The sequence below is a fragment of the Streptomyces sp. NBC_00019 genome, from assembly GCF_045041015.1.
Classification (GTDB): Bacteria; Actinomycetota; Actinomycetes; order Streptomycetales; family Streptomycetaceae; genus Streptomyces.
Genome location: NZ_CP108302.1, coordinates 3,036,645 through 3,059,377, shown reverse-complemented (window position 1 = coordinate 3,059,377; position 22,733 = coordinate 3,036,645). Strand labels below are relative to the sequence as shown.

Annotated in this window: 27 protein-coding genes; 21 read left to right on the top strand and 6 right to left on the bottom strand. The window is 71.3% G+C overall.

Annotated elements, in window-relative coordinates; translation table 11 throughout:
* Positions 1-57 precede the first annotated feature (57 nt).
* From hisD to OHU89_RS14610, 10 genes are all read left to right on the top strand, one after another.
* Complete coding sequence (gene hisD / locus OHU89_RS14655) at positions 58-1,383, top strand: histidinol dehydrogenase (RefSeq protein WP_405643000.1); 1,326 nt, start codon at positions 58-60, stop codon at positions 1,381-1,383.
* Positions 1,380-2,486: a histidinol-phosphate transaminase gene (locus OHU89_RS14650; protein WP_405642998.1), complete on the top strand. Its 1,107-nt coding sequence runs from the start codon at positions 1,380-1,382 to the stop codon at positions 2,484-2,486. Before hisD ends, OHU89_RS14650 begins: the two co-directional genes overlap by 4 nt.
* A complete protein-coding gene (hisB, locus tag OHU89_RS14645; RefSeq protein WP_046261880.1) occupies positions 2,483-3,076 on the top strand; it encodes an imidazoleglycerol-phosphate dehydratase HisB in 594 nt (197 codons plus the stop codon). The genes OHU89_RS14650 and hisB overlap by 4 nt, the downstream gene beginning before the upstream one ends.
* Entirely contained in the window at positions 3,073-3,237 is a 165-nt protein-coding gene (locus tag OHU89_RS14640) for a hypothetical protein (protein WP_046261881.1), read from the top strand. Before hisB ends, OHU89_RS14640 begins: the two co-directional genes overlap by 4 nt.
* Entirely contained in the window at positions 3,228-3,878 is a 651-nt protein-coding gene (gene hisH / locus OHU89_RS14635) for an imidazole glycerol phosphate synthase subunit HisH (RefSeq protein WP_405642997.1), read from the top strand. Before OHU89_RS14640 ends, hisH begins: the two co-directional genes overlap by 10 nt.
* The gene (gene priA, locus OHU89_RS14630) at positions 3,878-4,615 is read left to right on the top strand and encodes a bifunctional 1-(5-phosphoribosyl)-5-((5-phosphoribosylamino)methylideneamino)imidazole-4-carboxamide isomerase/phosphoribosylanthranilate isomerase PriA (protein WP_405642995.1); all 738 of its coding nucleotides are present in this window, start codon (positions 3,878-3,880) and stop codon (positions 4,613-4,615) included. The genes hisH and priA overlap by 1 nt, the downstream gene beginning before the upstream one ends.
* The gene (locus tag OHU89_RS14625) at positions 4,612-5,022 is read left to right on the top strand and encodes a RidA family protein (protein ID WP_405642993.1); all 411 of its coding nucleotides are present in this window, start codon (positions 4,612-4,614) and stop codon (positions 5,020-5,022) included. The genes priA and OHU89_RS14625 overlap by 4 nt, the downstream gene beginning before the upstream one ends.
* Positions 5,019-5,774 carry an imidazole glycerol phosphate synthase subunit HisF gene (gene hisF / locus OHU89_RS14620; protein WP_405642991.1) on the top strand — a complete coding sequence of 252 codons (756 nt, stop codon included), beginning with the start codon at positions 5,019-5,021 and terminating at the stop codon, positions 5,772-5,774. The genes OHU89_RS14625 and hisF overlap by 4 nt, the downstream gene beginning before the upstream one ends.
* A 124-nt stretch (positions 5,775-5,898) precedes the next feature.
* Positions 5,899-6,489: a transcriptional regulator gene (locus tag OHU89_RS14615; RefSeq protein ID WP_266893690.1), complete on the top strand. Its 591-nt coding sequence runs from the start codon at positions 5,899-5,901 to the stop codon at positions 6,487-6,489.
* Positions 6,490-6,503: 14 nt separating this feature from the next.
* Entirely contained in the window at positions 6,504-7,754 is a 1,251-nt protein-coding gene (locus OHU89_RS14610) for an MFS transporter (protein ID WP_405642989.1), read from the top strand.
* Positions 7,755-7,757: 3 nt separating this feature from the next.
* On the opposite strand, the gene OHU89_RS14605 is transcribed toward OHU89_RS14610, so the two are convergent.
* On the bottom strand, positions 7,758-8,393 hold the full coding sequence (locus OHU89_RS14605; protein ID WP_266893694.1) for a TIGR03085 family metal-binding protein: 636 nt from the start codon (positions 8,391-8,393) through the stop codon (positions 7,758-7,760).
* An 83-nt stretch (positions 8,394-8,476) separates the two neighbouring features.
* Here OHU89_RS14605 and hisI point away from each other — a divergent pair, with 83 nt between their 5' ends.
* The 11 genes from hisI (at position 8,477) to lgt (ending at position 17,233) form a co-directional block, all read left to right on the top strand.
* On the top strand, positions 8,477-8,872 hold the full coding sequence (gene hisI / locus OHU89_RS14600) for a phosphoribosyl-AMP cyclohydrolase (RefSeq protein WP_405642987.1): 396 nt from the start codon (positions 8,477-8,479) through the stop codon (positions 8,870-8,872).
* Positions 8,873-8,883: 11 nt separating this feature from the next.
* On the top strand, positions 8,884-10,362 hold the full coding sequence (locus OHU89_RS14595) for an anthranilate synthase component I (protein ID WP_405642985.1): 1,479 nt from the start codon (positions 8,884-8,886) through the stop codon (positions 10,360-10,362).
* 52 nt (positions 10,363-10,414) lie between these two features.
* A complete protein-coding gene (locus tag OHU89_RS14590) occupies positions 10,415-11,056 on the top strand; it encodes a TIGR02234 family membrane protein (protein WP_405642984.1) in 642 nt (213 codons plus the stop codon).
* Between the two features lie 162 nt (positions 11,057-11,218).
* The gene (locus tag OHU89_RS14585; protein WP_046261892.1) at positions 11,219-11,455 is read left to right on the top strand and encodes an HGxxPAAW family protein; all 237 of its coding nucleotides are present in this window, start codon (positions 11,219-11,221) and stop codon (positions 11,453-11,455) included.
* Between the two features lie 83 nt (positions 11,456-11,538).
* Positions 11,539-11,979, top strand: a complete 441-nt coding sequence (locus OHU89_RS14580; protein WP_405642982.1) for a DUF2752 domain-containing protein — start codon at positions 11,539-11,541, stop codon at positions 11,977-11,979.
* 138 nt (positions 11,980-12,117) lie between these two features.
* On the top strand, positions 12,118-12,927 hold the full coding sequence (gene trpC / locus OHU89_RS14575) for an indole-3-glycerol phosphate synthase TrpC (protein WP_266828420.1): 810 nt from the start codon (positions 12,118-12,120) through the stop codon (positions 12,925-12,927).
* Positions 12,928-12,948: 21 nt separating this feature from the next.
* Positions 12,949-13,116, top strand: a complete 168-nt coding sequence (trpM, locus tag OHU89_RS14570) for a tryptophan biosynthesis modulator TrpM (RefSeq protein WP_405642979.1) — start codon at positions 12,949-12,951, stop codon at positions 13,114-13,116.
* Positions 13,117-13,225: 109 nt separating this feature from the next.
* Complete coding sequence (gene trpB / locus OHU89_RS14565; RefSeq protein WP_266893705.1) at positions 13,226-14,509, top strand: tryptophan synthase subunit beta; 1,284 nt, start codon at positions 13,226-13,228, stop codon at positions 14,507-14,509.
* Positions 14,506-15,324: a tryptophan synthase subunit alpha gene (gene trpA / locus OHU89_RS14560; RefSeq protein WP_405642977.1), complete on the top strand. Its 819-nt coding sequence runs from the start codon at positions 14,506-14,508 to the stop codon at positions 15,322-15,324. The genes trpB and trpA overlap by 4 nt, the downstream gene beginning before the upstream one ends.
* A 98-nt stretch (positions 15,325-15,422) precedes the next feature.
* A complete protein-coding gene (locus OHU89_RS14555) occupies positions 15,423-16,202 on the top strand; it encodes a DsbA family protein (RefSeq protein WP_405642975.1) in 780 nt (259 codons plus the stop codon).
* A gap of 83 nt (positions 16,203-16,285) precedes the next feature.
* On the top strand, positions 16,286-17,233 hold the full coding sequence (gene lgt, locus OHU89_RS14550) for a prolipoprotein diacylglyceryl transferase (protein WP_405642973.1): 948 nt from the start codon (positions 16,286-16,288) through the stop codon (positions 17,231-17,233).
* A 65-nt stretch (positions 17,234-17,298) separates the two neighbouring features.
* On the opposite strand, the gene OHU89_RS14545 is transcribed toward lgt, so the two are convergent.
* Genes OHU89_RS14545 through OHU89_RS14525 form a run of 5 tightly spaced genes read right to left on the bottom strand, consistent with a single transcriptional unit; the run spans position 17,299 to position 22,727 of the window.
* Positions 17,299-18,123: an HpcH/HpaI aldolase/citrate lyase family protein gene (locus OHU89_RS14545; RefSeq protein WP_405642971.1), complete on the bottom strand. Its 825-nt coding sequence runs from the start codon at positions 18,121-18,123 to the stop codon at positions 17,299-17,301.
* On the bottom strand, positions 18,120-19,322 hold the full coding sequence (locus tag OHU89_RS14540) for a CaiB/BaiF CoA transferase family protein (protein WP_405642970.1): 1,203 nt from the start codon (positions 19,320-19,322) through the stop codon (positions 18,120-18,122). The genes OHU89_RS14545 and OHU89_RS14540 overlap by 4 nt, the downstream gene beginning before the upstream one ends.
* A complete protein-coding gene (gene rbsK, locus OHU89_RS14535; protein ID WP_405642968.1) occupies positions 19,319-20,212 on the bottom strand; it encodes a ribokinase in 894 nt (297 codons plus the stop codon). Before rbsK ends, OHU89_RS14540 begins: the two co-directional genes overlap by 4 nt.
* Positions 20,209-21,573 carry an ADP-ribosylglycohydrolase family protein gene (locus OHU89_RS14530; RefSeq protein WP_405642967.1) on the bottom strand — a complete coding sequence of 455 codons (1,365 nt, stop codon included), beginning with the start codon at positions 21,571-21,573 and terminating at the stop codon, positions 20,209-20,211. Before OHU89_RS14530 ends, rbsK begins: the two co-directional genes overlap by 4 nt.
* A complete protein-coding gene (locus tag OHU89_RS14525) occupies positions 21,561-22,727 on the bottom strand; it encodes an ADP-ribosylglycohydrolase family protein (RefSeq protein WP_405642965.1) in 1,167 nt (388 codons plus the stop codon). The genes OHU89_RS14530 and OHU89_RS14525 overlap by 13 nt, the downstream gene beginning before the upstream one ends.
* Between the last annotated feature and the right edge of the window lie 6 nt (positions 22,728-22,733).

Here is a 22,733-nt window from a genome sequence, read left to right as displayed (position 1 = left end):
TATCAGCCATTGGAATGCCCGAACGACGCCGAACCGCGGTCTGAGAGAATTGACCCCGTGATCTCCCGAATCGATCTGCGCGGCGACGCCCTCCCCGAGGGTCCCGCCCTGCGCGACCTGCTGCCCCGAGCCGACTTCGACGTTCAGGCCGCCCTCGAGAAGGTGCGTCCGATCTGCGAGGCCGTGCATCATCGGGGCGACGCGGCGCTGATCGACTTCGCCGAGAGGTTCGACGGAGTGCGGCTGGAATCCGTACGGGTCCCGGCCCAGGCCATCAGCGACGCGCTGGAATCCCTCGACCCGGCCGTGCGCGCGGCCCTCGAGGAGTCCATCCGCCGCGCCCGTCTCGTCCACCGCGAGCAGCGTCGCAGCACCCACGCGACCCAGGTCGTGCCCGGCGGTTCCGTCACCGAGAAGTGGGTGCCGGTCGACCGGGTCGGGCTGTACGCGCCCGGCGGACGGGCCGTCTACCCGTCCTCCGTGATCATGAACGTCGTCCCGGCCCAGGAGGCCGGCGTCGAGTCCCTCGCCCTCGCCTCCCCGGCGCAGGCCGACTTCGGCGGCCTCCCGCACCCCACGATCCTCGCCGCGTGCGCGCTGCTCGGCGTCGACGAGGTGTACGCCGCCGGTGGCGCGACCGCCGTCGCGATGTTCGCCTACGGCACCGAGTCCTGCGCGCCCACCACCATGGTCACCGGCCCCGGCAACATCTGGGTCGCCGCGGCCAAGCGCTACTTCACCGGCAGGATCGGTATCGACGCCGAGGCCGGGCCGACCGAGATCGCGATCCTCGCGGACGACACCGCCGACCCGGTGCACGTCGCCTCCGACCTGATCAGCCAGGCCGAGCACGATCCGCTCGCGGCGGCCGTCCTGGTCACCGACTCCGTCGCGCTCGCGGACGCGGTCGAGAAGGAACTGGAGCCGCAGGTCGCGGCCAGCAAGCACATCGACGACCGGATCGTCCCCGCCCTCAAGGGCCGGCAGTCCGCGATCGTCCTCGTCGACGGCATCGACGAGGGGCTGCGGGTCGTCAACGCCTACGGCGCCGAGCACCTGGAGATCCAGACGGCCGAGGCCACCGCGGTCGCCGAGCGGGTCCGCAACGCCGGTGCGATCTTCATCGGCCCCTGGGCTCCCGTGTCCCTCGGCGACTACGCCGCCGGATCCAACCACGTCCTGCCCACCGGCGGCTGCGCCTGCCACTCCTCCGGGCTGTCGGTGCAGTCCTTCCTCCGGGGCATCCACATCGTCGACTACTCGAAGGACGCGCTGGCCGACGTGGCGCATCACGTGGTGACGCTGGCGGAGGCGGAGGATCTGCCCGCGCACGGCGCGGCGATCAAGGCTCGGTTCGGGTGGAAGGTTCCTGAAGGCAAGTGACTGGCATCGACGATCTCCCCGTACGGGACGAGCTGCGCGGCAAGTCCCCTTACGGCGCGCCCCAGTTGGACGTCCCCGTACGACTGAACACCAACGAGAACCCCTACCCCCTGCCCGAGCCGCTGGTCGAGCGCATCGTCGAGCGGGTGCGCGAGGCGGCCCGGAACCTCAACCGCTACCCGGACCGGGACGCCGTGGAACTGCGCACGCAGCTCGCCAAGTACCTGACGGACACGTCCGGTCACGAGGTGGGCCTGGCCAACGTCTGGGCCGCCAACGGCTCCAACGAGGTCATCCAGCAGCTGCTGCAGACCTTCGGCGGACCGGGCCGAACGGCGATCGGCTTCGAGCCGTCGTACTCGATGCACGGGCTGATCTCGCGCGGCACCGGCACCGGCTGGATCTCCGGTCCGCGCAACGAGGACTTCACGATCGACCTCGCCGCCGCCGAGCAGGCGATCGCCGAGAACCGGCCGGACGTCGTCTTCATCACCACGCCCAACAACCCCACCGGCACCGCGGTCCCGGCCGAGACGGTCCTCGCGCTGTACGAGGCCGCGCAGGCCGCCAAGCCGTCGCTGGTCGTGGTGGACGAGGCGTACATCGAGTTCAGCCACGGCGCCTCGCTGCTGCCGCTGATCGAAGGTCGGCCGAATCTCGTCGTCTCCCGGACGATGTCGAAGGCCTTCGGCGCGGCCGGCCTGCGCCTCGGCTACCTCGCCGCGCACCCGGCGGTCGTCGACGCCGTACAGCTCGTACGACTGCCCTACCACCTGTCGGCGATCACCCAGGCGACCGCCCTGGCCGCCCTGGAACACACCGGCACGCTGCTGAAGTACGTCGAGCAGCTGAAGTCGGAGCGGGACCGGCTGGTCACCGAGCTGCTGGCGATCGGGTACGAGGTCACGGCGTCGGACGCCAACTTCGTGCAGTTCGGGCGGTTCGACGACTCCCACACCGTGTGGCAGAAGATCCTCGACCGGGGTGTCCTGGTCCGGGACAACGGAGTACCGGGCTGGCTGCGGGTCACCGCCGGAACCCCCGAAGAGAACGACGCGTTCCTCGACGCGGTCCGTGAACTGAAGAAGGAGCAGAGCGCATGAGCCGCGTAGGCCGCGTAGAGCGGGTGACGAAGGAGACCTCGGTCCTCGTCGAGATCGACCTCGACGGGTCCGGCAAGGTCGATGTGTCGACGGGTGTCGGTTTCTACGACCACATGCTCGACCAGCTCGGCCGCCACGGTCTGTTCGACCTGACCGTGAAGACCGAGGGCGATCTGCACATCGACTCGCACCACACCATCGAGGACAGCGCCCTCGCCCTCGGCGCCGCCTTCAAGCAGGCGCTCGGCGACAAGGTCGGCATCTACCGCTTCGGCAACTGCACGGTTCCGCTGGACGAGTCCCTCGCCCAGGTCACCGTCGACCTCTCCGGCCGCCCCTACCTCGTGCACACCGAGCCCGAGAAGATGGCGCCGATGATCGGCGAGTACGACACCACGATGACCCGGCACATCCTGGAGTCCTTCGTCGCCCAGGCCCAGATCGCGCTGCACGTGCACGTGCCGTACGGTCGCAACGCGCACCACATCGTGGAGTGCCAGTTCAAGGCGCTGGCCCGGGCCCTGCGCTACGCCTCCGAGCGCGACCCGCGCGCGGCCGGCATCCTCCCGTCCACGAAGGGCGCGCTGTGAACGGGCTGTCGACCGTCCTGATCGTCGTCGGCCTCTTCCTGGCCGGCGGGATCTACTCCTTCGTCAAGCAGGGGATGCCGAAGCAGCTCATCGTGCTGCTCTCCATCGGCGCCGCGATGTGTCTCGTCGCGGGCGTCATGAGGCTGGAGGTGTGGAATTGAGCGCGTCCGCCAAGAAGGTAGTCGTCTTCGACTACGGCTTCGGCAACGTCCGTTCCGCCGAACGGGCCCTCGCACGCACCGGGGCCGAGGTCGAGATAACGCGTGACTACGACAAGGCCATGAACGCCGACGGCCTGCTGGTGCCCGGCGTCGGCGCCTTCGCCAGCTGCATGAAGGGCCTCAAGGAAGCGCGCGGCGACTGGATCATCGACCGCCGGCTCTCCGGCGGGCGCCCGGTCATGGGCATCTGCGTCGGCATGCAGATCCTCTTCGCGCGCGGCATCGAGCACGGCGTGGAGACCGAGGGCGTCGACGAGTGGCCCGGCTCGGTCGAGCCGCTGCAGGCCGACATCGTGCCCCACATGGGCTGGAACACCGTGGACGCGCCGGCCGGCACCCAGCTGTTCGCCGGCCTGGACGCGGACGCCCGCTTCTACTTCGTGCACTCCTACGCCGTCCACGACTGGACCCTGGAGACCTCGAACCCGGCGATGCGGGCACCGCTCGTGACCTGGTCCACGCACGGCAAGCCCTTCGTGGCCGCCGTGGAGAACGGTGCCCTGTGGGCCACGCAGTTCCACCCCGAGAAGTCCGGCGACGCCGGTGCGCAGCTGCTGAACAACTGGATCGGAACCCTCTGATGCCCTCGAACCCCTCACGGCTCGAACTCCTGCCCGCCGTCGACGTCCGTGACGGCCAGGCCGTCCGCCTCGTGCACGGCGAGTCCGGCACGGAGACCTCGTACGGCTCGCCGCTGGAGGCCGCCCTCGCCTGGCAGCGGGCGGGCGCCGAGTGGCTGCACCTCGTCGACCTGGACGCCGCGTTCGGCACCGGCGACAATCGGGACCTGGTCCGCCAGGTCACCGAGGCGATGGACATCAAGGTGGAGCTGTCCGGCGGCATCCGCGACGACGCCTCCCTCGCGGCGGCCCTCGCCACCGGCTGCACCCGAGTGAACCTCGGCACCGCCGCGCTGGAGACCCCCGAGTGGGTCGCCAAGATCATCGCCGAGCACGGCGACCAGATCGCGGTCGGCCTGGACGTACGCGGTACGACCCTCAAGGGCCGCGGCTGGACCCGCGACGGCGGCGACCTCTACGAGACGCTGGAGCGCCTCGACAAGGAGGGCTGCGCGCGGTACGTCGTCACGGACATCGCGAAGGACGGCACGCTGCAGGGCCCGAACCTGGAGCTGCTCCGCAGCGTCTGCGCGGCCACGGACCGGCCGGTCGTGGCCTCCGGCGGGGTGTCGTCGCTGGACGACCTGCGGGCCATCGCCGAGCTGGTACCCCTCGGTGTCGAGGGCTCCATCGTCGGCAAGGCCCTGTACGCGAAGGCGTTCACGCTGGAAGAGGCCCTGGAGGCGGTGGCCGAGTGAGCGATCTGCGACGCGTCTCGACCGGCGCGCCCTGGGAGGAGGCCTTCGGGTACTCCCGCGCGGTGGAGCTGCCCAACGGTCTGGTGCTGGTCTCCGGCTGCACGTCGATCGTGGACGGTCAGATCGCCGGGGGCGGTCCGTACGAGCAGACGGTCAACTCCTTCAACGTCGCGTTCGCGGCGCTGGAGCAGCTGGGACTCGGCCCGGCGGACGTCGTGCGTACGCGCATGTACCTCACCCATGGCCGGGACGTGGACGAGGTCGGACGCGCTCACAAGGAGCTGTTCGACGCCGTCCGGCCCGCCGCATCCATGATCATCGTCTCCGGCTTCGTGGACCCCAGCCTGGTCGTCGAGGTCGAGGTGGAGGCATTCCGCCCCGGCGGAGAACCCGGAGTGTCCGTATGACCCTCGCCGTACGAGTCATCCCCTGCCTGGACGTGGACAACGGCCGGGTCGTCAAGGGCGTCAACTTCCAGAACCTGCGCGACGCGGGCGACCCCGTCGAGATGGCCAAGGTGTACGACGCCGAGGGCGCCGACGAGCTGACGTTCCTGGACATCACCGCCTCGTCGGGCAACCGCGAGACCACGTACGACGTGGTGCGCCGCACCGCCGAGCAGGTCTTCATCCCGCTGACCGTCGGCGGCGGTGTGCGCACCGCCGAGGACGTGGACAAGCTGCTGCGGGCGGGCGCGGACAAGGTGGGCGTGAACACGGCCGCCATCGTGCGCCCCGAGCTGATCAAGGAGATCGCGGAGCGGTTCGGGCGCCAGGTCCTGGTGCTGTCGGTGGACGCGCGGCGCACTCCCGAGGGCACCTTCGAGGTCACCACCCACGGCGGCCGCAAGGGCACCGGTATCGACGCCGTCGAGTGGGCGCACCGGGCCGCCGAGCTGGGCGCGGGCGAGATCCTGCTCAACTCGATGGACGCGGACGGCACGAAGGACGGCTACGACCTGGAGATGATCGCCGCCGTCCGCAAGCACGTGACGGTTCCGGTGATCGCCTCCGGCGGTGCGGGCAGGCTCGCCGACTTCGCTCCGGCCATCGAGGCGGGGGCGGACGCGGTGCTGGCGGCTTCGGTCTTCCACTTCGGGGATCTGCGGATCGGCGAGGTGAAGGACGCGCTGCGGGAGGCCGGACACCCCGTGCGGTGACGTGTGTGAGGCGTTGACGTAAGCCCCGGGCACCTGGTGGTCGGGGCTTACCTGTGGGCAGATGCAAAAGAGAAATTGCGCAAAAATCATTGCGCAACTTTTCTTTCGTATCTACGGTGGAGGCATGACAGGCAAGGAACGGGACCGGCGGATCACGGACGTGGGCACCCTCAAGGCGCTCGCGCACCCGTTGCGGATGAGGCTGTACCGGAATCTGACCCTGGCCCGTGTCGCCACCGCCTCGCAGCTGGCCGAGGCGGTCGACGAGGCCGTCTCGCTGGTCAGCTACCACCTGCGCAAGCTCGCCGAGCACGGCCTGATCGAAGAGGCCCGGCCGCAGAGCGCGGACGGCCGGGAGCGGTGGTGGCAGCCCGCCTCGGACGGCGTGAGCATCCGCGACGAGGACTTCCGCGACGCCCCCGAGGGGGCGGCCGCGCACACCGCGGCCAGCAGGCTCTTCGCCGAGCAGCGCATGGACATGTACCGCCGCTGGCTCGACGAACGCGCCCACTGGAGCCACGAGTGGAACCGGACGGCCGAGTCCTCCGAGGCCGCACTCCGCCTCACCGCGGACGAACTGGCCGAGCTGAACAAGGAGATGCTCGCGCTGCTTCACAAGTACGACGAGCAGGGCCGGACCGCCGACGCCGCAGGCGACACCGAGGGCCGCGAGAACGTCGCGGTGCACACGTACGCGTTCCCGTTCCGCGCCTGAGAGGACCCGGTTCCGTGCCCGCCACGCTCATACCCGCGCCCGACGTCACCCCCCGGCCCGCCCACCGCGACGGCAACGTTCTGCGCTGGCTCGCCGCCTACACCTCCTCGATGGTCGGCGACAGCGTGTACTACATCGCCCTGTCCTGGGCCGCCGTACAGGCCGGAAGCCCCTCGCAGGCCGGTCTCGTGATGGCGGCCGGCGCGCTGCCGCGAGCGGTCCTCATGCTGGGCGGGGGAGTGATCGCCGACCGGCTCGGGCCGCGCAGGGTCGTCATCGGGAGCGACGTGGTGCGCTGCGCGGCGGTGCTGGCAGTGGCGGCTCTGCTGTTCCTCACCAGCCCGGGCCTGTGGCCGCTGGCCGTGCTCGCCCTGGTCTTCGGCGCCGTCGACGCCGTGTTCGTGCCGGCCGTGGGCGCCCTCCCCGCGCGCGTGACGTCACGCGACCAGCTCGCGCGCGTGCAGGGCATGCGAGGTCTGGGCATCCGCTTCGCGAGTGCCGTCGGCGGACCGCTCGGCGGGTTCGGCGTGGCGGTCGGCGGCTCGGCGGCGGCGTTCGGCCTCGCGGGGCTGCTGATCGCCGTGTCCGTGCCGCTGCTGGTCTCCGTACGCATCCGGGAGGTGCCCGCCGACGACGGGACGCCCGGGGCCCAGGGCACCGCCTGGAGCGACCTGACGGCCGGCCTGCGCTACATCCGCGGCCACCGTGTCCTCGCCCCGCTGATGCTGGCCATCGCGCTCGGCGACCTCGGCTTCGTCGGCCCCCTCAACGTCGGCCTGACCCTCCTCGCCGACGAGCGCGGCTGGGGCGCCGCGGGGATGGGCTGGATGCTCGCCGGGTTCGGCGTCGGCGCGGGTGCCGCGTCCCTGCTGCTGACCGTCCGAGGGCGGCTGCCGCACGCGGGGCGGGTGGCGGCGTACACGATCATCGCGGGCTCGGTCGCGATCGGGGCCCTCGCCCAGGCGCCGAGCATCGCCGTCGCCGTCGGCACGGCCCTGCTGGTCGGGCTGCTCGCCGGGCTCAGCGGCGCGATGTGCGGGGCCCTGCTGCAGACACAGGCCGACCCCGCCTACCTGGGCCGGGTCACCGCCGTGGCCAGTCTGGTGAGCCTGGGCTTCGCCCCGCTGAGCATGCCGCTGTCCGCCGCGGCCATCGGAACGTGGGGGACGGGCCCGGTGTTCGTCGTCAGCGCGGCGGTCTGCGGGCTCGGCGGGGTCGTGGCCCTGTGCGTAAGGGATCTGCGCCGCGCCGAGCTCCCGAAGTAGCTCCTAGATCCCCAGCTCCTTCGCCTCGTGCAGCTTGGCGATCGCGTCCTTGTCACCGTCCAGCTCCACGTGCGCGGCGCTGTGCCGGCCGTACAGGAACAGCAGGAGCTCCGAGGGCTCGCCGGTCACCGTCACGACCGGGGCACCGCGGTGGGCCACCGCCGTCTGGCCGTCAGGGCGGCGCAGGACGAGGCCCGTGGGAGCGCTGCGGCCCATCAGGCGGGCGGTGCGCTCCAGACGGGTCCAGAGGGCGTCCTGGAAGACCGGGTCGAGTTCGCGTGGAGTCCAGTCGGGCTGGGCGCGGCGGACGTCCTCGGTGTGGACGTAGAACTCGATCGTGTTGGACGCCTCGTCGATCTGCTTGAGGGAGAAGGGGGAGAAGCGCGGCGGGCCGGTACGGATCAGCTGGATCAGTTCCTCGTACGGCTTGGCCGTGAACTCCTCCATCGCCTTGTCCAGACGGGAGGCGAGCTGCTTGATGAGCAGACCCCCGGCGGCGTCGGGGCGGCGCTCGCGCACCGTCACGTGCGCGGCCAGGTCCCGGGTCTGCCAGCCCTCGCACAGGGTCGGGGCCTCGGGACCGGCGGTCTCCAGAAGATCGGCGAGCAGAAGTCGTTCACGCTTGGCGAAAGTCGACATGCCGTCAGCCTACGACCGCACGTCGGGTCCGCACAGTGGACACCACGCCAGCCGTGTCAGTGGCGCGCGGCACAATGGCAACCATGACCAGCACGCCCCAGCCCAGCAACACCCTCGACCCCGAGATCGCCGCCCGCCTCAAGCGCGCCGCCGACGGGCTCGTCCCCGCCATCGCCCAGCAGTACGACACCGGTGAGGTGCTGATGCTCGGCTGGATGGACGACGAGGCGCTGCACCGCACGCTGACCACCGGCCGCTGCACGTACTGGTCGCGCAGCCGCCAGGAGTACTGGGTCAAGGGCGACACCTCCGGCCACTTCCAGTGGGTCAAGTCGGTCGCGCTCGACTGCGACGCCGACACCGTGCTGGTCAAGGTCGACCAGGTCGGCGCCGCCTGTCACACCGGCGCGCGCACCTGCTTCGACGTCGACGTGCTGCTCAAGGACGCCGATTCCGGCGTGTCCGCCTCGGATCAGTAAGGTCAGCCGCCATGGACCTCGAGACCTTCCGCAAGCTCGCCACCGACCGGCGTGTCATCCCGGTCACGCGCAAGCTCCTCGCCGACGGCGACACCCCGGTCGCCCTCTACCGCAAGCTCGCCGCCGAGCGCCCCGGCACCTTCCTGCTGGAGTCCGCGGAGAACGGCCGCTCCTGGTCCCGCTACTCGTTCGTGGGCGTGCGTTCCGCCGCGACCCTCACGTCGAGGGACGGCCAGGCCCACTGGCTCGGGGCCCCGCCCGTCGGCGTCCCCGTCGACGGCGACCCCCTCGCCGCCCTGCGCGCCACCATCGAGGCCCTGCACACCCCCCACCAGGAGGGCATGCCGCCCTTCACCGGCGGCATGGTCGGCTACCTCGGCTACGACATCGTGCGCCGCCTGGAGAAGATCGGCCCCGGCGAGCGCGACGACCTCCAGCTGCCCGAGCTGACCATGCTCCTCACCAGCGACCTCGCGGTGATGGACCACTGGGAGGGCTCGGTCCTGCTGATCGCCAACGCGATCAACCACAACGACCTCGACACGGGCGTCGACGAGGCCTACGCGGACGCGGTGGCCCGCCTCGACGCCATGCAGGCGGACCTGTCCCGCGCGGTGTCCCAGCCACCCGCCGTCCTCCCGCCCTCCGAGGTCCCCGAGTACACCGCGCTGTGGGGCGGCGCGGACTTCCGCGAGGCCGTCGAGGACATCAAGGAGCGCATCCGCGCGGGCGAGGCCTTCCAGGTCGTCCCCTCGCAGCGCTTCGAAACGCCGTGCACGGCAAGCGCGCTGGACGTGTACCGGGTCCTGAGGGCCACCAACCCCTCCCCGTACATGTACCTCTTCCGCTTCGACGGCTTCGACGTCGTCGGCTCCTCCCCCGAAGCCCTGGTGAAGGTCGAGGACGGGCGGGCCATGGTCCACCCCATCGCCGGCACCCGGTGGCGCGGGGCCACCCCGCAGGAGGACCAGGCTCTCGCCGACGAACTGCTCGCCGACCCCAAGGAGCGCGCCGAGCACCTGATGCTCGTCGACCTGGGCCGCAACGACCTGGGGCGCGTCTGCGAGCCGGGCTCCGTGGAGGTCGTGGACTTCATGTCCATCGAGCGGTACTCGCACGTGATGCACATCGTCTCGACGGTGACCGGCAAGGTCGCCCAGGGCCGCACCGCGTTCGACGTCCTGACGGCATGCTTCCCGGCGGGCACCCTCTCCGGCGCCCCCAAGCCGCGCGCGATGCAGATCATCGACGAACTCGAACCGTCCCGGCGCGGGCTGTACGGCGGCTGCGTCGGCTACCTCGACTTCGCGGGCGACTCCGACACGGCCATCGCCATCCGCACGGCCCTCCTCCGCGACGGCACGGCCTACGTCCAGGCCGGCGCCGGCATCGTCGCCGACTCCGACCCGGTCGCCGAGGACCAGGAGTGCCGGAACAAGGCGGCCGCGGTGCTCCGCGCGGTGCACACGGCGAACCGACTCGGGCAATAGGGCGCTTCTCATACGAACCCCGGGTGACGCTTCGCCTGGGGTTCGGGCGATAGTGGACTACGTGACTGTTGTTCCTCCCCCCCGTTCCGAAGCCGCCGGACCCGCCAGGGCCGGACGGCTCAGCCTCGCCGTAGCCCTACTCTCCGGCGCGCTCGGCGCGGCCGTGGCGCTGCTCGCGACCCGTCAGCAGTGGTCGGAGGGCACCGCGACCGTGGCCGGCGGCGACTTCCCGCTGACCGCCAAAGGCAGCGACGTCACGGGCGTGCCCGCGGCCCTCGCCATAGTGGGCCTCGCCGCGCTCGTCGCCGTCTTCGCCGTCCGTAAGGCCGGCCGTTTCGCGGTCGCCGCGCTGCTCGCGCTCTCCGGCGCCGGGATCGTCGCGGCGGCGCTGCTCGGTGTCAACGACGCGTCCGCGCTCGACGAGCAGGCCGCGAAGGCGTCCGGCGACGCGTCCGCGACCGTCGCCGCGCTGAGCCATACCGCCTGGCCGTACGTCGCCGCTGCCGGCGGGGCGTTGATCCTGCTGGCCGGGTTGCTCGCGCTGCGGTACGGGCGGCTGTGGCCCGCGATGTCCGGTCGGTACGAGCGGAACGGTGCGCCGCGTCCCGTCCGCAGGCCGAAGGCGGCCGACCCCGACCGGCCCGAGGAGATGTGGAAGGCCCTGGACCGAGGGGAAGACCCCACAGGGGCGTAGCGGGGATTGATTTTCGGCTGCGCGCCGGTGGGGGCTGGTCGCGCGGTTCCCCGCGCCCCTTAGGTTGGTTGGACCACCCCCGATCACTCTGCACGCGTGCGTGCGGAACAATGGATCCTGAGCGTCCGGCTCAGACACGTTTACAGCAACGAGGAGCAAGTCATGGCGGGCAGCAGCCACGGTCACACCCCGGCCGCCTGGACCGGTGTCACTATCGCCTTCATCGGTTTCTGCGTCGCGGGCGCCTTCATGGTGCTGGCCGAGCCGCTGGGATTCTGGGCGGGCATGGTGATCGTGGTCGCCGGCGGCATCATCGGCTGGATCATGAGCGCCATGGGTCTGGGCATGCCGAAGGATGCGCACAAGGCGCTCGTGACCTCGGCGCAGACCGAGAGCTGATCGCTGTACGGCAGTCACGTACGACTTCCTGAGGGGCGGCCCCGTGCCGCCCCTCACGCGTGTCCGGGCCCGGGCGAGGCACAATGCAAGGCGTGAACGCCGACAGCCACAGGGTGACGCCGTACGCGGCGAGGGCGGGACGGCTGGCCGTGCCCGCGGGGGTCCTCGCGGCCGTCGCGGGCGCTTTCGCGTACGTCGCCGCCGTGGACCCCAATGAGCCGGGCCACTACCCCGTCTGTCCCCTCCTGCGCTACACGGGCCTGTACTGCCCCGGCTGCGGGGGACTGCGCAGCGCGCACGCGTTCATCCACGGGGACTTCCTGACCGCGCTCCAGGCCAACGCGCCCGCCGTGCTCGGCTATCTGGGCTTCGCCGTGCTGTGGACCGTCTGGGTGGTCCGTGCCGCGCGCGGTCGACCGCTGCGGCTCGATCTCGGGCCCGTGCACCTCTGGGCCGTCGGCGCATCGCTGCTGGTCTTCACGGTTGTCCGGAACCTACCGTTCGGTGGCTGGCTGCACCCTTGATCAATTGGCGAACGTCCAGGTAGTGGGACCGGCGTCAACCGGATGCGAGGCCTACGCCTTCCTCCGGATACCATCGCAGTGACCACCTCTTTTCTCTGGTCGCTGGAACTGTCAACCGTCTGGAAGGGGGCCGCTCGCGTGAGTGTGCTCGACGAGATCATCGACGGAGTCCGTGCCGACCTCGCGGAGCGGCAGGCGCGCGTCAGCCTCGACGAGCTCAAGGAGCGCGCGGCGAAGGCTCCCGCGGCCAAGGACGGCGTGGCCGCACTGCGCGGCGACGGCGTCAAGGTCATCTGCGAGGTCAAGCGCTCCAGCCCCTCCAAGGGCGCGCTGGCCGCGATCGCCGACCCGGCCGGGCTCGCCGCGGACTACGAGGCGGGCGGCGCGGCCGTCATCTCCGTCCTCACAGAACAGCGCCGCTTCGGCGGCTCGCTGGCCGACCTGGAAGCCGTCCGCGCGCGTGTGGACATCCCGGTCCTGCGCAAGGACTTCATCGTCACGTCGTACCAGCTGTGGGAGGCCCGCGCGTACGGCGCCGACCTCGCCCTGCTGATCGTGGCGGCCCTCGACCAGCCCGCCCTGGAATCCCTCATCGAGCGCGCGGTGTCCATCGGACTCACCCCGATCGTCGAGGTCCACGACGAGGACGAGGTCGAGCGCGCGGTGGACGCCGGCGCCAAGGTCATCGGCGTCAACGCCCGCAACCTCAAGACCCTCGAGGTCGACCGCGGCACCTTCGAGCGCGTCGCCCCCGAGATCCCGGACCACATCGTCAAGATCGCCGAGTCCGGCGTCCGCGGCCCCCACGACCTCATCGCCTACGCCAACGCCGGCGCCGACGCGGTCCTGGTCGGCGAGTCCCTGGTCACCGGCAAGGACCCGAAGTCCGCGGTCTCCGACCTGGTCGCGGCGGGCGAGCACCCGGCCCTGCGGCACGGGCGCAGTTGATCTTTAGATAGGCTTGCCCCGATGACGCTCACCATGACACCCACGGACAGGTACGCCCGCCTCGCGCGCGGCTGCCGCCCTCGTGGCTGCCGCGCGCCCGCACGCCGGGTGCACGGCAGGCGTGTGCGCTACGTCATCGGAGACGAACCTGGGCAGGTAAACGGCCGTCGATGGCAGCGCGCCCTATAGGGGCGCGGGGAACTGCGCGACAAGCCACGGACGGCCTTTCGCCGTCGAACAAACCCCGCCCCCACGGCGATTAGTGCTGTTCACACACCACTCACCGTGAGGTTCACTCATGCCCAGCGAGTTCTTCATCCCCGACCCCGAGGGTCAAATCCCCAGCGCCGAGGGCTACTTCGGCGCGTTCGGCGGCAAGTTCATCCCGGAGGCCCTCGTCGCCGCCGTGGACGAGGTCGCCGTCGAGTACGACAAGGCCAAGCACGACCCCGAGTTCGCCCGCGAGCTCGACGACCTGCTGCTCAACTACACGGGCCGCCCCAGCTCCCTCACCGAGGTACCCCGCTTCGCGGAACACGCGGGGGGCGCACGGATCTTCCTGAAGCGGGAAGACCTCAACCACACCGGCTCGCACAAGATCAACAACGTGCTCGGCCAGGCCCTGCTCACCAAGCGCATGGGCAAGACCCGTGTCATCGCCGAGACCGGCGCCGGTCAGCACGGTGTGGCGACGGCGACGGCCTGCGCGCTGTTCGGCCTCGAGTGCACGATCTACATGGGTGAGATCGACACCCAGCGCCAGGCCCTCAACGTGGCCCGGATGCGCATGCTCGGCGCCGAGGTCATCGCCGTGAAGTCGGGGTCGCGCACCCTCAAGGACGCGATCAACGAGGCGTTCCGCGACTGGGTCGCCAATGTCGACCGCACGCACTACCTCTTCGGCACGGTCGCGGGACCGCACCCCTTCCCGGCCATGGTCCGTGACTTCCACCGTGTCATCGGTGTCGAGGCCCGCCGGCAGATCCTGGAGCGGGCCGGCCGCCTCCCCGACGCGGCCGTCGCCTGTGTCGGCGGCGGCTCCAACGCCATCGGTCTCTTCCACGCCTTCATCCCGGACGCGGACGTACGCCTCATCGGCTGCGAGCCCGCCGGGCACGGTGTGGAGACCGGCGAGCACGCGGCGACCCTGACCGCGGGCGAGCCCGGCATCCTGCACGGTTCGCGCTCCTACGTCCTGCAGGACGAGGAGGGCCAGATCACCGAGCCGTACTCGATCTCGGCCGGTCTGGACTACCCGGGCATCGGCCCCGAGCACTCCTACCTCAAGGACAGCGGCCGCGGCGAGTACCGCGCGGTCACCGACGACGCGGCCATGCAGGCCCTGCGCCTGCTGTCGCGCACCGAGGGCATCATCCCGGCCATCGAGAGCGCCCACGCGCTGGCCGGTGCGCTGGAGGTCGGCAAGGAGCTGGGCAAGGACGGGCTGATCATCGTCAACCTGTCCGGGCGGGGCGACAAGGACATGGACACGGCCGCGCGCTACTTCGGCCTGTACGACACCGACGCCGAGGTCGCGGCCGACGCCGCCGACCTCGCCGAGATCGAGGGGGACGCCAAGTGAGCGGGAACATCCAGCTGTTGACGGACACCCTCGCCGGCGCCAAGGCCGAGGGCCGCTCCGCGCTCATCGCCTACCTCCCGGCCGGGTTCCCGACCGTGGACGGCGGCATCGAGGCGATCAAGGCCGTCTTCGACGGCGGTGCCGATGTCGTCGAGGTGGGTCTGCCGCACAGTGACCCCGTCCTCGACGGCCCGGTCATCCAGACCGCCGACGACATCGCCCTGCGCGGCGGCGTCAAGATCGCCGACGTCATGCGGACGGTGCGCGAGGCGTACGAGGCGACCGGGAAGCCGGTGCTCGTGATGACGTACTGGAACCCGATCGACCGCTACGGCGTCGAGCGCTTCACCGCCGAGCTCGCCGAGGCGGGCGGGGCCGGGTGCATCCTGCCCGACCTGCCCGTGCAGGAGTCGGCGCTGTGGAGGGAGCACGCGGAGAAGCACGGGCTGGCCACGGTCTTCGTGGTCGCGCCCAGCAGCAAGGACGCGCGGCTCGCCGAGATCACCGCGGCGGGCAGCGGGTTCGTGTACGCGGCCTCGCTCATGGGCGTCACCGGCACCCGTGCGTCGGTGGGCGCACAGGCGCAGGAGCTGGTCGAGCGCACCCGTGCCACCGGCAGCGGCCTGGCCGTCTGTGTCGGGCTCGGGGTCTCCGACGCCGCGCAGGCCGCCGAGGTGGCCGGCTTCGCGGACGGCGTGATCGTCGGTTCGGCCTTCGTGAAGCGGATGCTGGACGCGCCGGACGACAAGGCGGGGGTCGAGGCCGTCCGTGAGCTCGCCGGTGAGCTGGCGAAGGGCGTGCGCAAGCAGGCGTGACATCCCGTAGGCAGGCGGGACATTTCGTACGGGTCACTCGAACGGGTGGACCTGGGACCGGGGAGGCGCGGTGCGCCTCCCCGGTTCGTTCTGCGGGTGTGAGCGAGAAGAACCGTGAGGGAAAGCGCACCGCCCGCGAGCGGCTGGCGGTCGAGCGAGAGAAGCAGAAGACCGCGGAGAAGCGACGGCGGACGCTGATCGTGGGTGCGAGCGTCGTCTGTGTCCTGGGCCTCGCGGCGGTGATCGGAGTGGTCGCCGCCAACGCGGGCAAGGACGACACCGGCGACTCCGCGGACGGCCCGGTCGTGGCGCCCTCTGGGGCCAACGGCGACGACAACCTCGCCATCCCGGTCGGAAAGGCGAGCGCCAAGTCCACGCTCACGATCTGGGAGGACTTCCGCTGCCCGGCCTGCAAGTCCTTCGAGGACGCCTACCGCTCGACGATCCATGAGCTGACGGACTCCGGCCAATTGAAGGTGCAGTACCACCTCGCGACGATCATCGACGGCAACATGGGCGGCTCCGGCTCCCGCAAGGCGGCCAACGCGGCGGCCTGCGCCCAGGACGCGGGCAAGTTCACCGCCTACCACGACGTGCTGTACGAGAACCAGCCGCAGGAGACCGACGACGTCTTCGCCAAGGACAGCAAGCTCATCGAGCTGGCGAAGAAGGTCGACGGCCTGGACACGACCACGTTCCGTACCTGTGTCGAGGACGGCACTCACGACACCTGGGTCGCCAAGTCCGCGGCGGCCTTCAGCAACGGCGGATTCTCCGGCACCCCGACCGTCCTCCTCGACGGCAAGAACATCTACCAGGACCAGACCATGACCCCGGCGAAGCTCAAGCAGCAGGTGCTGGAGGCGAACAAGGGGTAGGAGTCTTCCGACCCTCCCGTTATGGACCCGTAGCCGGGCTGCCTGCCGTGGGCGGGGCCCGGCACGGTAGCGTCGGACCTGCCATGGAACTTGCCTACATTCCCAGCCCGTCGCGCGGGGTGATCCACCTCGGCCCCATCCCGCTGCGCGGCTACGCGTTCTGCATCATCATCGGTGTCTTCGTCGCAGTCTGGCTCGGCAACAAGCGCTGGATCGCCCGAGGCGGACGGGTCGGCACGGTGGCCGACATCTCCGTCTGGGCCGTGCCGTTCGGTCTGCTCGGCGGCCGGCTCTACCACGTGATCACGGACTACGAGCTGTACTTCAGCGAGGGCCGCGACTGGGTGGACGCCTTCAAGATCTGGGAGGGCGGTCTCGGCATCTGGGGCGCGATCGCGCTCGGTGCCCTGGGCGCCTGGATCGGCTGCCGCCGCCGGGGCATCCCGCTGCCTGCCTACGCCGACGCCATCGCCCCCGGCATCGCCCTCGCCCAGGCGATCGGCCGCTGGGGCAACTGGTTCAACCAGGAGCTGTACGGGCGGGAGACGGACCTTCCCTGGGCCCTGCACATCACGTCCTCGACGGACGGCCGGGTGCCGGGCTACTACCACCCGACCTTCCTGTACGAGTCCCTGTGGTGCATCGGCGTCGCCGTCCTCGTCATCTGGGCCGACCGCCGCTTCAGGCTCGGGCACGGGCGGGCGTTCGCGCTGTACGTCGCCTCGTACTGCGTGGGCCGGTTCTGGATCGAGTACCTCCGCGTCGACGACGCCCACCACATCCTGGGCCTGCGCCTGAACAACTGGACCGCGCTGGTCGTGTTCCTGCTCGCGGTGGTCTACATCGTGGTGTCGGCGAAGAAGCGGCCGGGCCGGGAAGAGATCGTGGAACCCGAGGTCGACGGTTCCGACGGAGAGACCGCGGCTGAGGAGAAGGCCGAGGACGCCGACTCCGCCGAGGCCGCGGAAGAGGCGAACGACGACGCAAAGGATGACGTCAAGGACGAGGCGGAGTCCGCGAAGAAGACCTGAGAATCTGTCGTACGACGATGAGGGGCGCCCCTGGATCCAGGGGCGCCCCTCATCGTCGTACGGGGTCAGATCCGGTGGGCCAGGGACAGGGTGCGTTGTGCCGTTGCCACCACTGCCGCGTCGATGAACCGGCCGTCGGGCAATGCCTGGGCTCCCCGTTCCACCGCTGCCGCCTTCACGATCGTTTCCGCCTGTTCGATCTCCCATGCCGTGGGGAGGTAGGCCTGTTCGATCACCGGGAGCTGGCGGGGGTGGATGGCGGCCCGGCCCAGGAAGCCCAGGGTGCGGCCGTGGGCGCAGGAGGCTGCCAGGCCCTCCAGGTCGCGGATGTCGGGGTGGATCGACTGAGGCGGGGGAGGGAGGGACGCCGCTCTGGCCGCCACGATCACTCGGGAGCGGGACCAGTCGAGGCCCGGGTCGTCCCGTACGCCCAGGTCGGCCCGTAGGTCCGTCTCGCCCAGGGCGATGCCGCGCAGGGACGGGTGGGCGGCGGCGATCTCGTAGGCGCGTTCCACACCGAGGGCTGTTTCGAGGAGGGCGTACAGGGCGAGGGCGGCTCCGGCGGTGGGGGCCGTGTGTGCGGCGATGCGGGTGATCTGCTCCGGGGAGGTCACCTTGGGGAGACGCAGGCCGGTCAGGCCGGGGAGGGCGGCCAGGGCTTTCAGGTCGGCGGCGGCGAGGGGACCGTCCAGGGCGTTGACCCGGACGTGGACGGGCTGCGGCTGCGGCTCGGCGAGGAGTGCCGCGGTGGCGTCACGGGCGTAGGCCTTGCGGTCGGGGGCGACCGCGTCCTCGAGGTCGATCACCACGACGTCGGCGCCGGCGGTCAGGGCCTTCGCCACCACCGGGGAGCGGTCGCCCGGGACGTACAGCCAGGTCAGTGGTGTCATACCGCGCCCTCCTCGCGCAGCCTCGCCAACTCGCCCTCCGTCAGGCCCAGTTCCGCCAGGACCTCCTTGGTGTCGGCGCCGTGTGGCCGGCCCGTCCAGCGGATCGCGCCGGGGGTGTCGGAGAGGCGGAAGAGGACGTTCTGCATACGGAGGGGGCCCAGGTCGGGGTCGGCGACCGTGGTGATGGTGTCCAGGGCCTCGTACTGGGGGTCCGTCATCACGTCCCGGACGTCCTGGATCGGGGCCACCGCGGCCTCCGCCTTCTCGAAGGCGGCCAGGACCTCCGTGCGGGTGCGCTCGGCGATCCAGGTGCCGACCGCCTCGTCGAGGACGTCGGCGTGGCGGGCCCGGTCGGCGCCCGTGGCGAACCACGGCTCGGCGGTCAGGTCCTCGCGGCCCACCAGACGCAGGACGCGTTCCGCGACCGACTGGGCCGAGGTGGAGACGGCGACCCAACCGCCGTCCGCGGTGCGGTAGGTGTTGCGCGGGGCGTTGTTGGCGGAGCGGTTGCCGGAGCGTTCCTGGACATAGCCCAGCTGGTCGTACCAGGTCGGCTGCGGGCCCAGGGCCATGAGGATCGGCTCGATGATCGCCATGTCCACGACCTGGCCCTCGCCCGTGCGGTCGCGGGCGGCGAGCGCCGTCATCACCGCGTACGCGGTCGCGAGTCCCGCGATGGAGTCGGCGAGGCCGAAGGGAGGGAGCGTCGGGGGTGCGTCCGGTTCGCCGGTGATCGCGGCGAAGCCGCTCATCGCCTCGGCGAGGGTGCCGAAGCCGGGGCGGTGGGCGTAGGGGCCGAACTGACCGAAGGCGGTCACGCGGGTGAGGATCAGACGGGGGTTGGCCGCGGAGAGTTCGTCCCAGCCCAGGTCCCACTTCTCCAGGGTGCCGGGGCGGAAGTTCTCGATGACGACGTCCGCCGTCGCGGCGAGGCGCAGGAGCGTCGCCCGGCCGCCCGGCCTGGAGAGGTCCAGGGTGATCGTGCGCTTGTTGCGGCCGAGGAGCTTCCACCACAGGCCGATGCCGTCCTTCGACGGGCCGTGGCCACGGGAGGGGTCGGGCTTGGACGGGTGCTCGACCTTGATGACCTCCGCGCCGAAGTCGCCGAGCATCGTGGCGGCGACGGGGCCGGCGAAGAGGGTGGCGAGATCGAGGACGCGGAGGCCGGTGAGGGGGGCGGTGCCGTGCGGGACCTTCATGCCGTGCACTGCTTGTCGATCTCGGGGCGGTACGGCATCGACGCCGAGGCGCCCGCCCGCTGGACCGAGATGGCCGCCGCCGCGGCCGCCCACTTCAGGGACTCGCGCATGGGCCGGCCTTCGCCGAGTGCCACCGCGAGGGCGCCGACGAAGGTGTCGCCCGCGCCGGTCGAGTCCACGGCGGCGACCTGGGGGGCGGGGACGGTGAAGGGCTCGGCGTAGCGGGACACGTAGAGGCTGCCCGCGGAGCCCAGGGTGACGACCACCTCCGGCACCTCGTCGAGGAGGGCGATCGCCGCGGCGTGCGGGTCGGTGCGGCCGGTGAGGGTGGACGCCTCGTGCTCGTTGGGGATCAACAGGTCGGTGGCGGCCAGGAGTTCGATGGGCAGGGGCTGGGCGGGAGCCGGGGTGAGGATGGTGCGGACACGGTGGGCGCGGGCCGCCTCGGCGCCCGCGATGGCCGCGGCGAGGGGGATCTCCAGTTGGAGGAGCAGGGCGTCGGCGCTGGCGATGAGGCCGTCGTCGCCGGGCGCGAGGCGGTCGACCGTGCCGTTCGCGGCGGGGATCACGACGATCGCGTTGCCGCCCTCGTCGTCGACGACGATGTGGGCGGTGCCGGACGGGCCCTCGACGGTGCGGAGGTGGTCGGTGTCGACGCCGGAGTGTTCGAGGGTGGAGCGCAGCTGGGTGCCGTAGGCGTCGTTGCCGACCGCGCCGATCATCGAGACGGTGGCGCCCGCGCGGGCCGCGGCGATCGCCTGGTTGGCGCCCTTGCCGCCGGGGATTGTACGGAACTCCCGTCCCGTCACGGTCTCTCCGCGCTGCGGGGCCTTGGCGACATAGGCGACGAGGTCCATGTTCGTGCTGCCGAGTACGGCGATGTGCGTCATGGGCGGGAAGCCTCCAGGCGGGTGAGGTGGGCGAGGGCGTCGAAGCCGGTGCCGTCGAAGTCGGCGACGGAGGTGGCGAGGCGGTTCTTGAGGGGGGTGGTCCAGCGGTCGGGGAGTCGCTCGGGGGTGCCGGTGAGGAGACCGGCGACGCTGCCCGCGGTGGCGCCGTTGGAGTCGGTGTCCCAACCGCCGCTCACCGCCCGGCAGATGGAGCCGGTGAAGTCGCCGTCGGCGTGGGTGAGGGCGGCGGCGATGAGGGCGGTGTTGGGGATGGCGTGGACCCAGTGGTGGGTGTCGGCGTAGGTGGCGTGGAGTTCGTCCACGACCTCGTCGAAGTCGTCGGTGCGCCGGGCCAGCCGGATCGCGTGGTGGACGGCCCGGGAGAGGCGGGAGGCCGGGGGGATCACGGTCAGGCCGGTGCGCAGACAGGAGTGGATGTCGTGGGTGCCGGTGGTCGCGGTGGCGATCGTGGCCGCCGTGAACATCGCCGCGTAGACGCCGTTGGCGGTGTGGGTGAGGGTGGCGTCCCGGTGGGCCTGTTGCGCCGCGGATGCCGGGTCGCCGGCGTTGGTCCAGCCGTGGACGTCGGCTCGGATCAGGGCGCCGATCCATTCGCGGAAGGGGTTGCGGTGGCGGGCCGTGCGCGGGGGGTTCAGGCCGAGGAGGAGGTTGCGGTAGGCGATGCGTTCGGCGGTGAAGGTGCGGCCGGCGGGGAGTTCGTCCAGCCAGAGGCCGGCCACGTCCGTGGGGGTGAAGTCCCTGCCGTGGCGTTGGAGCAGGAGGAGGTTGAGGAGGGGATAGTTGAGGTCGTCGTCCTCGGGCATGCCGTCGATGTTCTCGGCGAGGGAGGTGGGGGCCGAGCGGCGGTTCCAGGGGTGGGCTCGCAGGAGGTCGGAGGGGACTCCTCGGGCGGTGAAGTAGGTGTTCAGGGGCCAGTTGCCGGTGGATCTGGCCAGGTCACGGATGGCTTCCAGGGGGAGCTTTTCGACGGGTTTGCCCAGAAGGCAGCCGACGGCTCGGCCCAGCCAGGCTGCTTCGAAGCGGGAGCAGGGGACGAGGGGTACGGCGTCGGCGCCGGACGGCCAGTCGGGGCACAGTCGTCTGATCTTTGCCAGGTCCGTCGGTTCGTGGTCCTCCAGCCTGCTCGGCAGATCCGCCAGTTCGTCCAGCAGGTCCTTGGCCAGTTGCCGGAGATACCTGGACGGAGGTTCCGGGGAGGCGCCTGCGCGGAGGGGGGCCTCCTTGCCGCCCGCCGCCTTCCATCTCGCCGCGATCACCGACGCCTCGCGGCCGTCCAGCGCTGCCTGGCGGAGTTCGTGGCCCAGGAGGTCTTCGGGTTGGACCCAGGTCAGTCGGAGCATCTCGGGCCTTCGATCTCGGTGAAGGCGGACTCGTGGGCGCGCCGGCGGCGTACGTCCCGTTCGAAGATCTCCCGGGTCACCTCGGTGAGCGTGGTCGCCGGGTCCCAGAGGTCCAGGCGGCTGGCCTCCGCGACCTGCTTCGCCCAGTCGTCCGGGGGCGGTGAGCCGAGGGCGCCCGCGATCGCGCCCGCCATCGTCGCGGTCGAGTCGCAGTCACGGCCGTAGTTCACCGCGCCCAGGACCGCGTGGCGGTAGTCGCCGCCGGCCACCAGCAACATGCCCAGCGCGACGGGGAGTTCCTCGATCGCGTGCAGGCGGGAGGGGCGGCGGGCGCCGAGGGAGGGGGCGCGGTAGTCGGGGCCCACCGTGTCGTACGGCGCGATCGCCTCCCTGAGCGGCTTCAGGGCCGACTCGAAGTCCGTGTGGTCCTGGGCTGCCTCGCAGACCTTCAGGATCGCCGTCCGGGTGCCGTCCTTCGCCAGGGACAGACAGGTGGTCACGACCGACTCCGGGGTCGCGTTCGGGGCGCAGGCCGCCGCCACCGCCGCCGCGAAGACTCCCGCCGCCTCACGGCCGTACGACGACTGGTGGGCGCCCGCGATGTCCAGGGCCTCGGCGTAGGCGGTCCGTGGGTCGGCCGCGTTGACCAGGCCGACCGGGGCCATGTACATCGCGGCGCCGCAGTTGACGATGTTGCCCACGCCTGCCTCGCGGGGATCGACGTGGCCGTAGTGGAGGCGGGTCACCAGCCACTTCTCCGCCAGGAAGACGCGGTGGAGGGGGAGAGCCTCCTGTTCGAGCTCCGGGATCCAGCGCGGCGTTGTCATCAGGTCCGGGACCAGGTGGTCCGCGATCGCGTACGCGTCCAGGTGGTCGCGGACCTTGGCGTAGACCCTGACCAGGGCGTGCGTCATCAAGGTGTCGTCGGTGACGTGCCCGTCGCCCTTGTGGTACGGGGCGATGGGGCGGGCGGTGCGCCAGGCGTCGCCGCTCCAGGGGCCGACGATGCCGTGGACGCGGCCGGCGTGACGTTCGAGGATCTGGTCGGGGGAGTAGCCCTCCACCGGGCCGCCGAGGGCGTCGCCGACGGCCGCGCCCACGAGGGCGCCGGTGATCCGGTCCTCGAGGCTGGTTTCTGATTCTTTGGGCGTCATGCCCGA

What these genes read in the sequence shown, in the direction of transcription:
- OHU89_RS14530 (WP_405642967.1), bottom strand. Translation starts at nt 21,573, where the DNA reads ATGCTCCGACTGACCTGGGTCCAACCCGAAGACCTCCTGGGCCACGAA.
- OHU89_RS14585 (WP_046261892.1), top strand. Translation starts at nt 11,219, where the DNA reads ATGGCGGGCAGCAGCCACGGTCACACCCCGGCCGCCTGGACCGGTGTC.
- trpB (WP_266893705.1), top strand. Translation starts at nt 13,226, where the DNA reads ATGCCCAGCGAGTTCTTCATCCCCGACCCCGAGGGTCAAATCCCCAGC.
- hisF (WP_405642991.1), top strand. Translation starts at nt 5,019, where the DNA reads ATGACCCTCGCCGTACGAGTCATCCCCTGCCTGGACGTGGACAACGGC.
- OHU89_RS14615 (WP_266893690.1), top strand. Translation starts at nt 5,899, where the DNA reads ATGACAGGCAAGGAACGGGACCGGCGGATCACGGACGTGGGCACCCTC.
- OHU89_RS14545 (WP_405642971.1), bottom strand. Translation starts at nt 18,123, where the DNA reads ATGACACCACTGACCTGGCTGTACGTCCCGGGCGACCGCTCCCCGGTG.
- hisB (WP_046261880.1), top strand. Translation starts at nt 2,483, where the DNA reads ATGAGCCGCGTAGGCCGCGTAGAGCGGGTGACGAAGGAGACCTCGGTC.
- rbsK (WP_405642968.1), bottom strand. Translation starts at nt 20,212, where the DNA reads ATGACGCACATCGCCGTACTCGGCAGCACGAACATGGACCTCGTCGCC.
- OHU89_RS14540 (WP_405642970.1), bottom strand. Translation starts at nt 19,322, where the DNA reads ATGAAGGTCCCGCACGGCACCGCCCCCCTCACCGGCCTCCGCGTCCTC.
- trpM (WP_405642979.1), top strand. Translation starts at nt 12,949, where the DNA reads ATGACGCTCACCATGACACCCACGGACAGGTACGCCCGCCTCGCGCGC.
- lgt (WP_405642973.1), top strand. Translation starts at nt 16,286, where the DNA reads ATGGAACTTGCCTACATTCCCAGCCCGTCGCGCGGGGTGATCCACCTC.
- priA (WP_405642995.1), top strand. Translation starts at nt 3,878, where the DNA reads ATGCCCTCGAACCCCTCACGGCTCGAACTCCTGCCCGCCGTCGACGTC.
- hisI (WP_405642987.1), top strand. Translation starts at nt 8,477, where the DNA reads ATGACCAGCACGCCCCAGCCCAGCAACACCCTCGACCCCGAGATCGCC.
- OHU89_RS14580 (WP_405642982.1), top strand. Translation starts at nt 11,539, where the DNA reads ATGCAAGGCGTGAACGCCGACAGCCACAGGGTGACGCCGTACGCGGCG.
- OHU89_RS14525 (WP_405642965.1), bottom strand. Translation starts at nt 22,727, where the DNA reads ATGACGCCCAAAGAATCAGAAACCAGCCTCGAGGACCGGATCACCGGC.
- OHU89_RS14595 (WP_405642985.1), top strand. Translation starts at nt 8,884, where the DNA reads ATGGACCTCGAGACCTTCCGCAAGCTCGCCACCGACCGGCGTGTCATC.
- OHU89_RS14605 (WP_266893694.1), bottom strand. Translation starts at nt 8,393, where the DNA reads ATGTCGACTTTCGCCAAGCGTGAACGACTTCTGCTCGCCGATCTTCTG.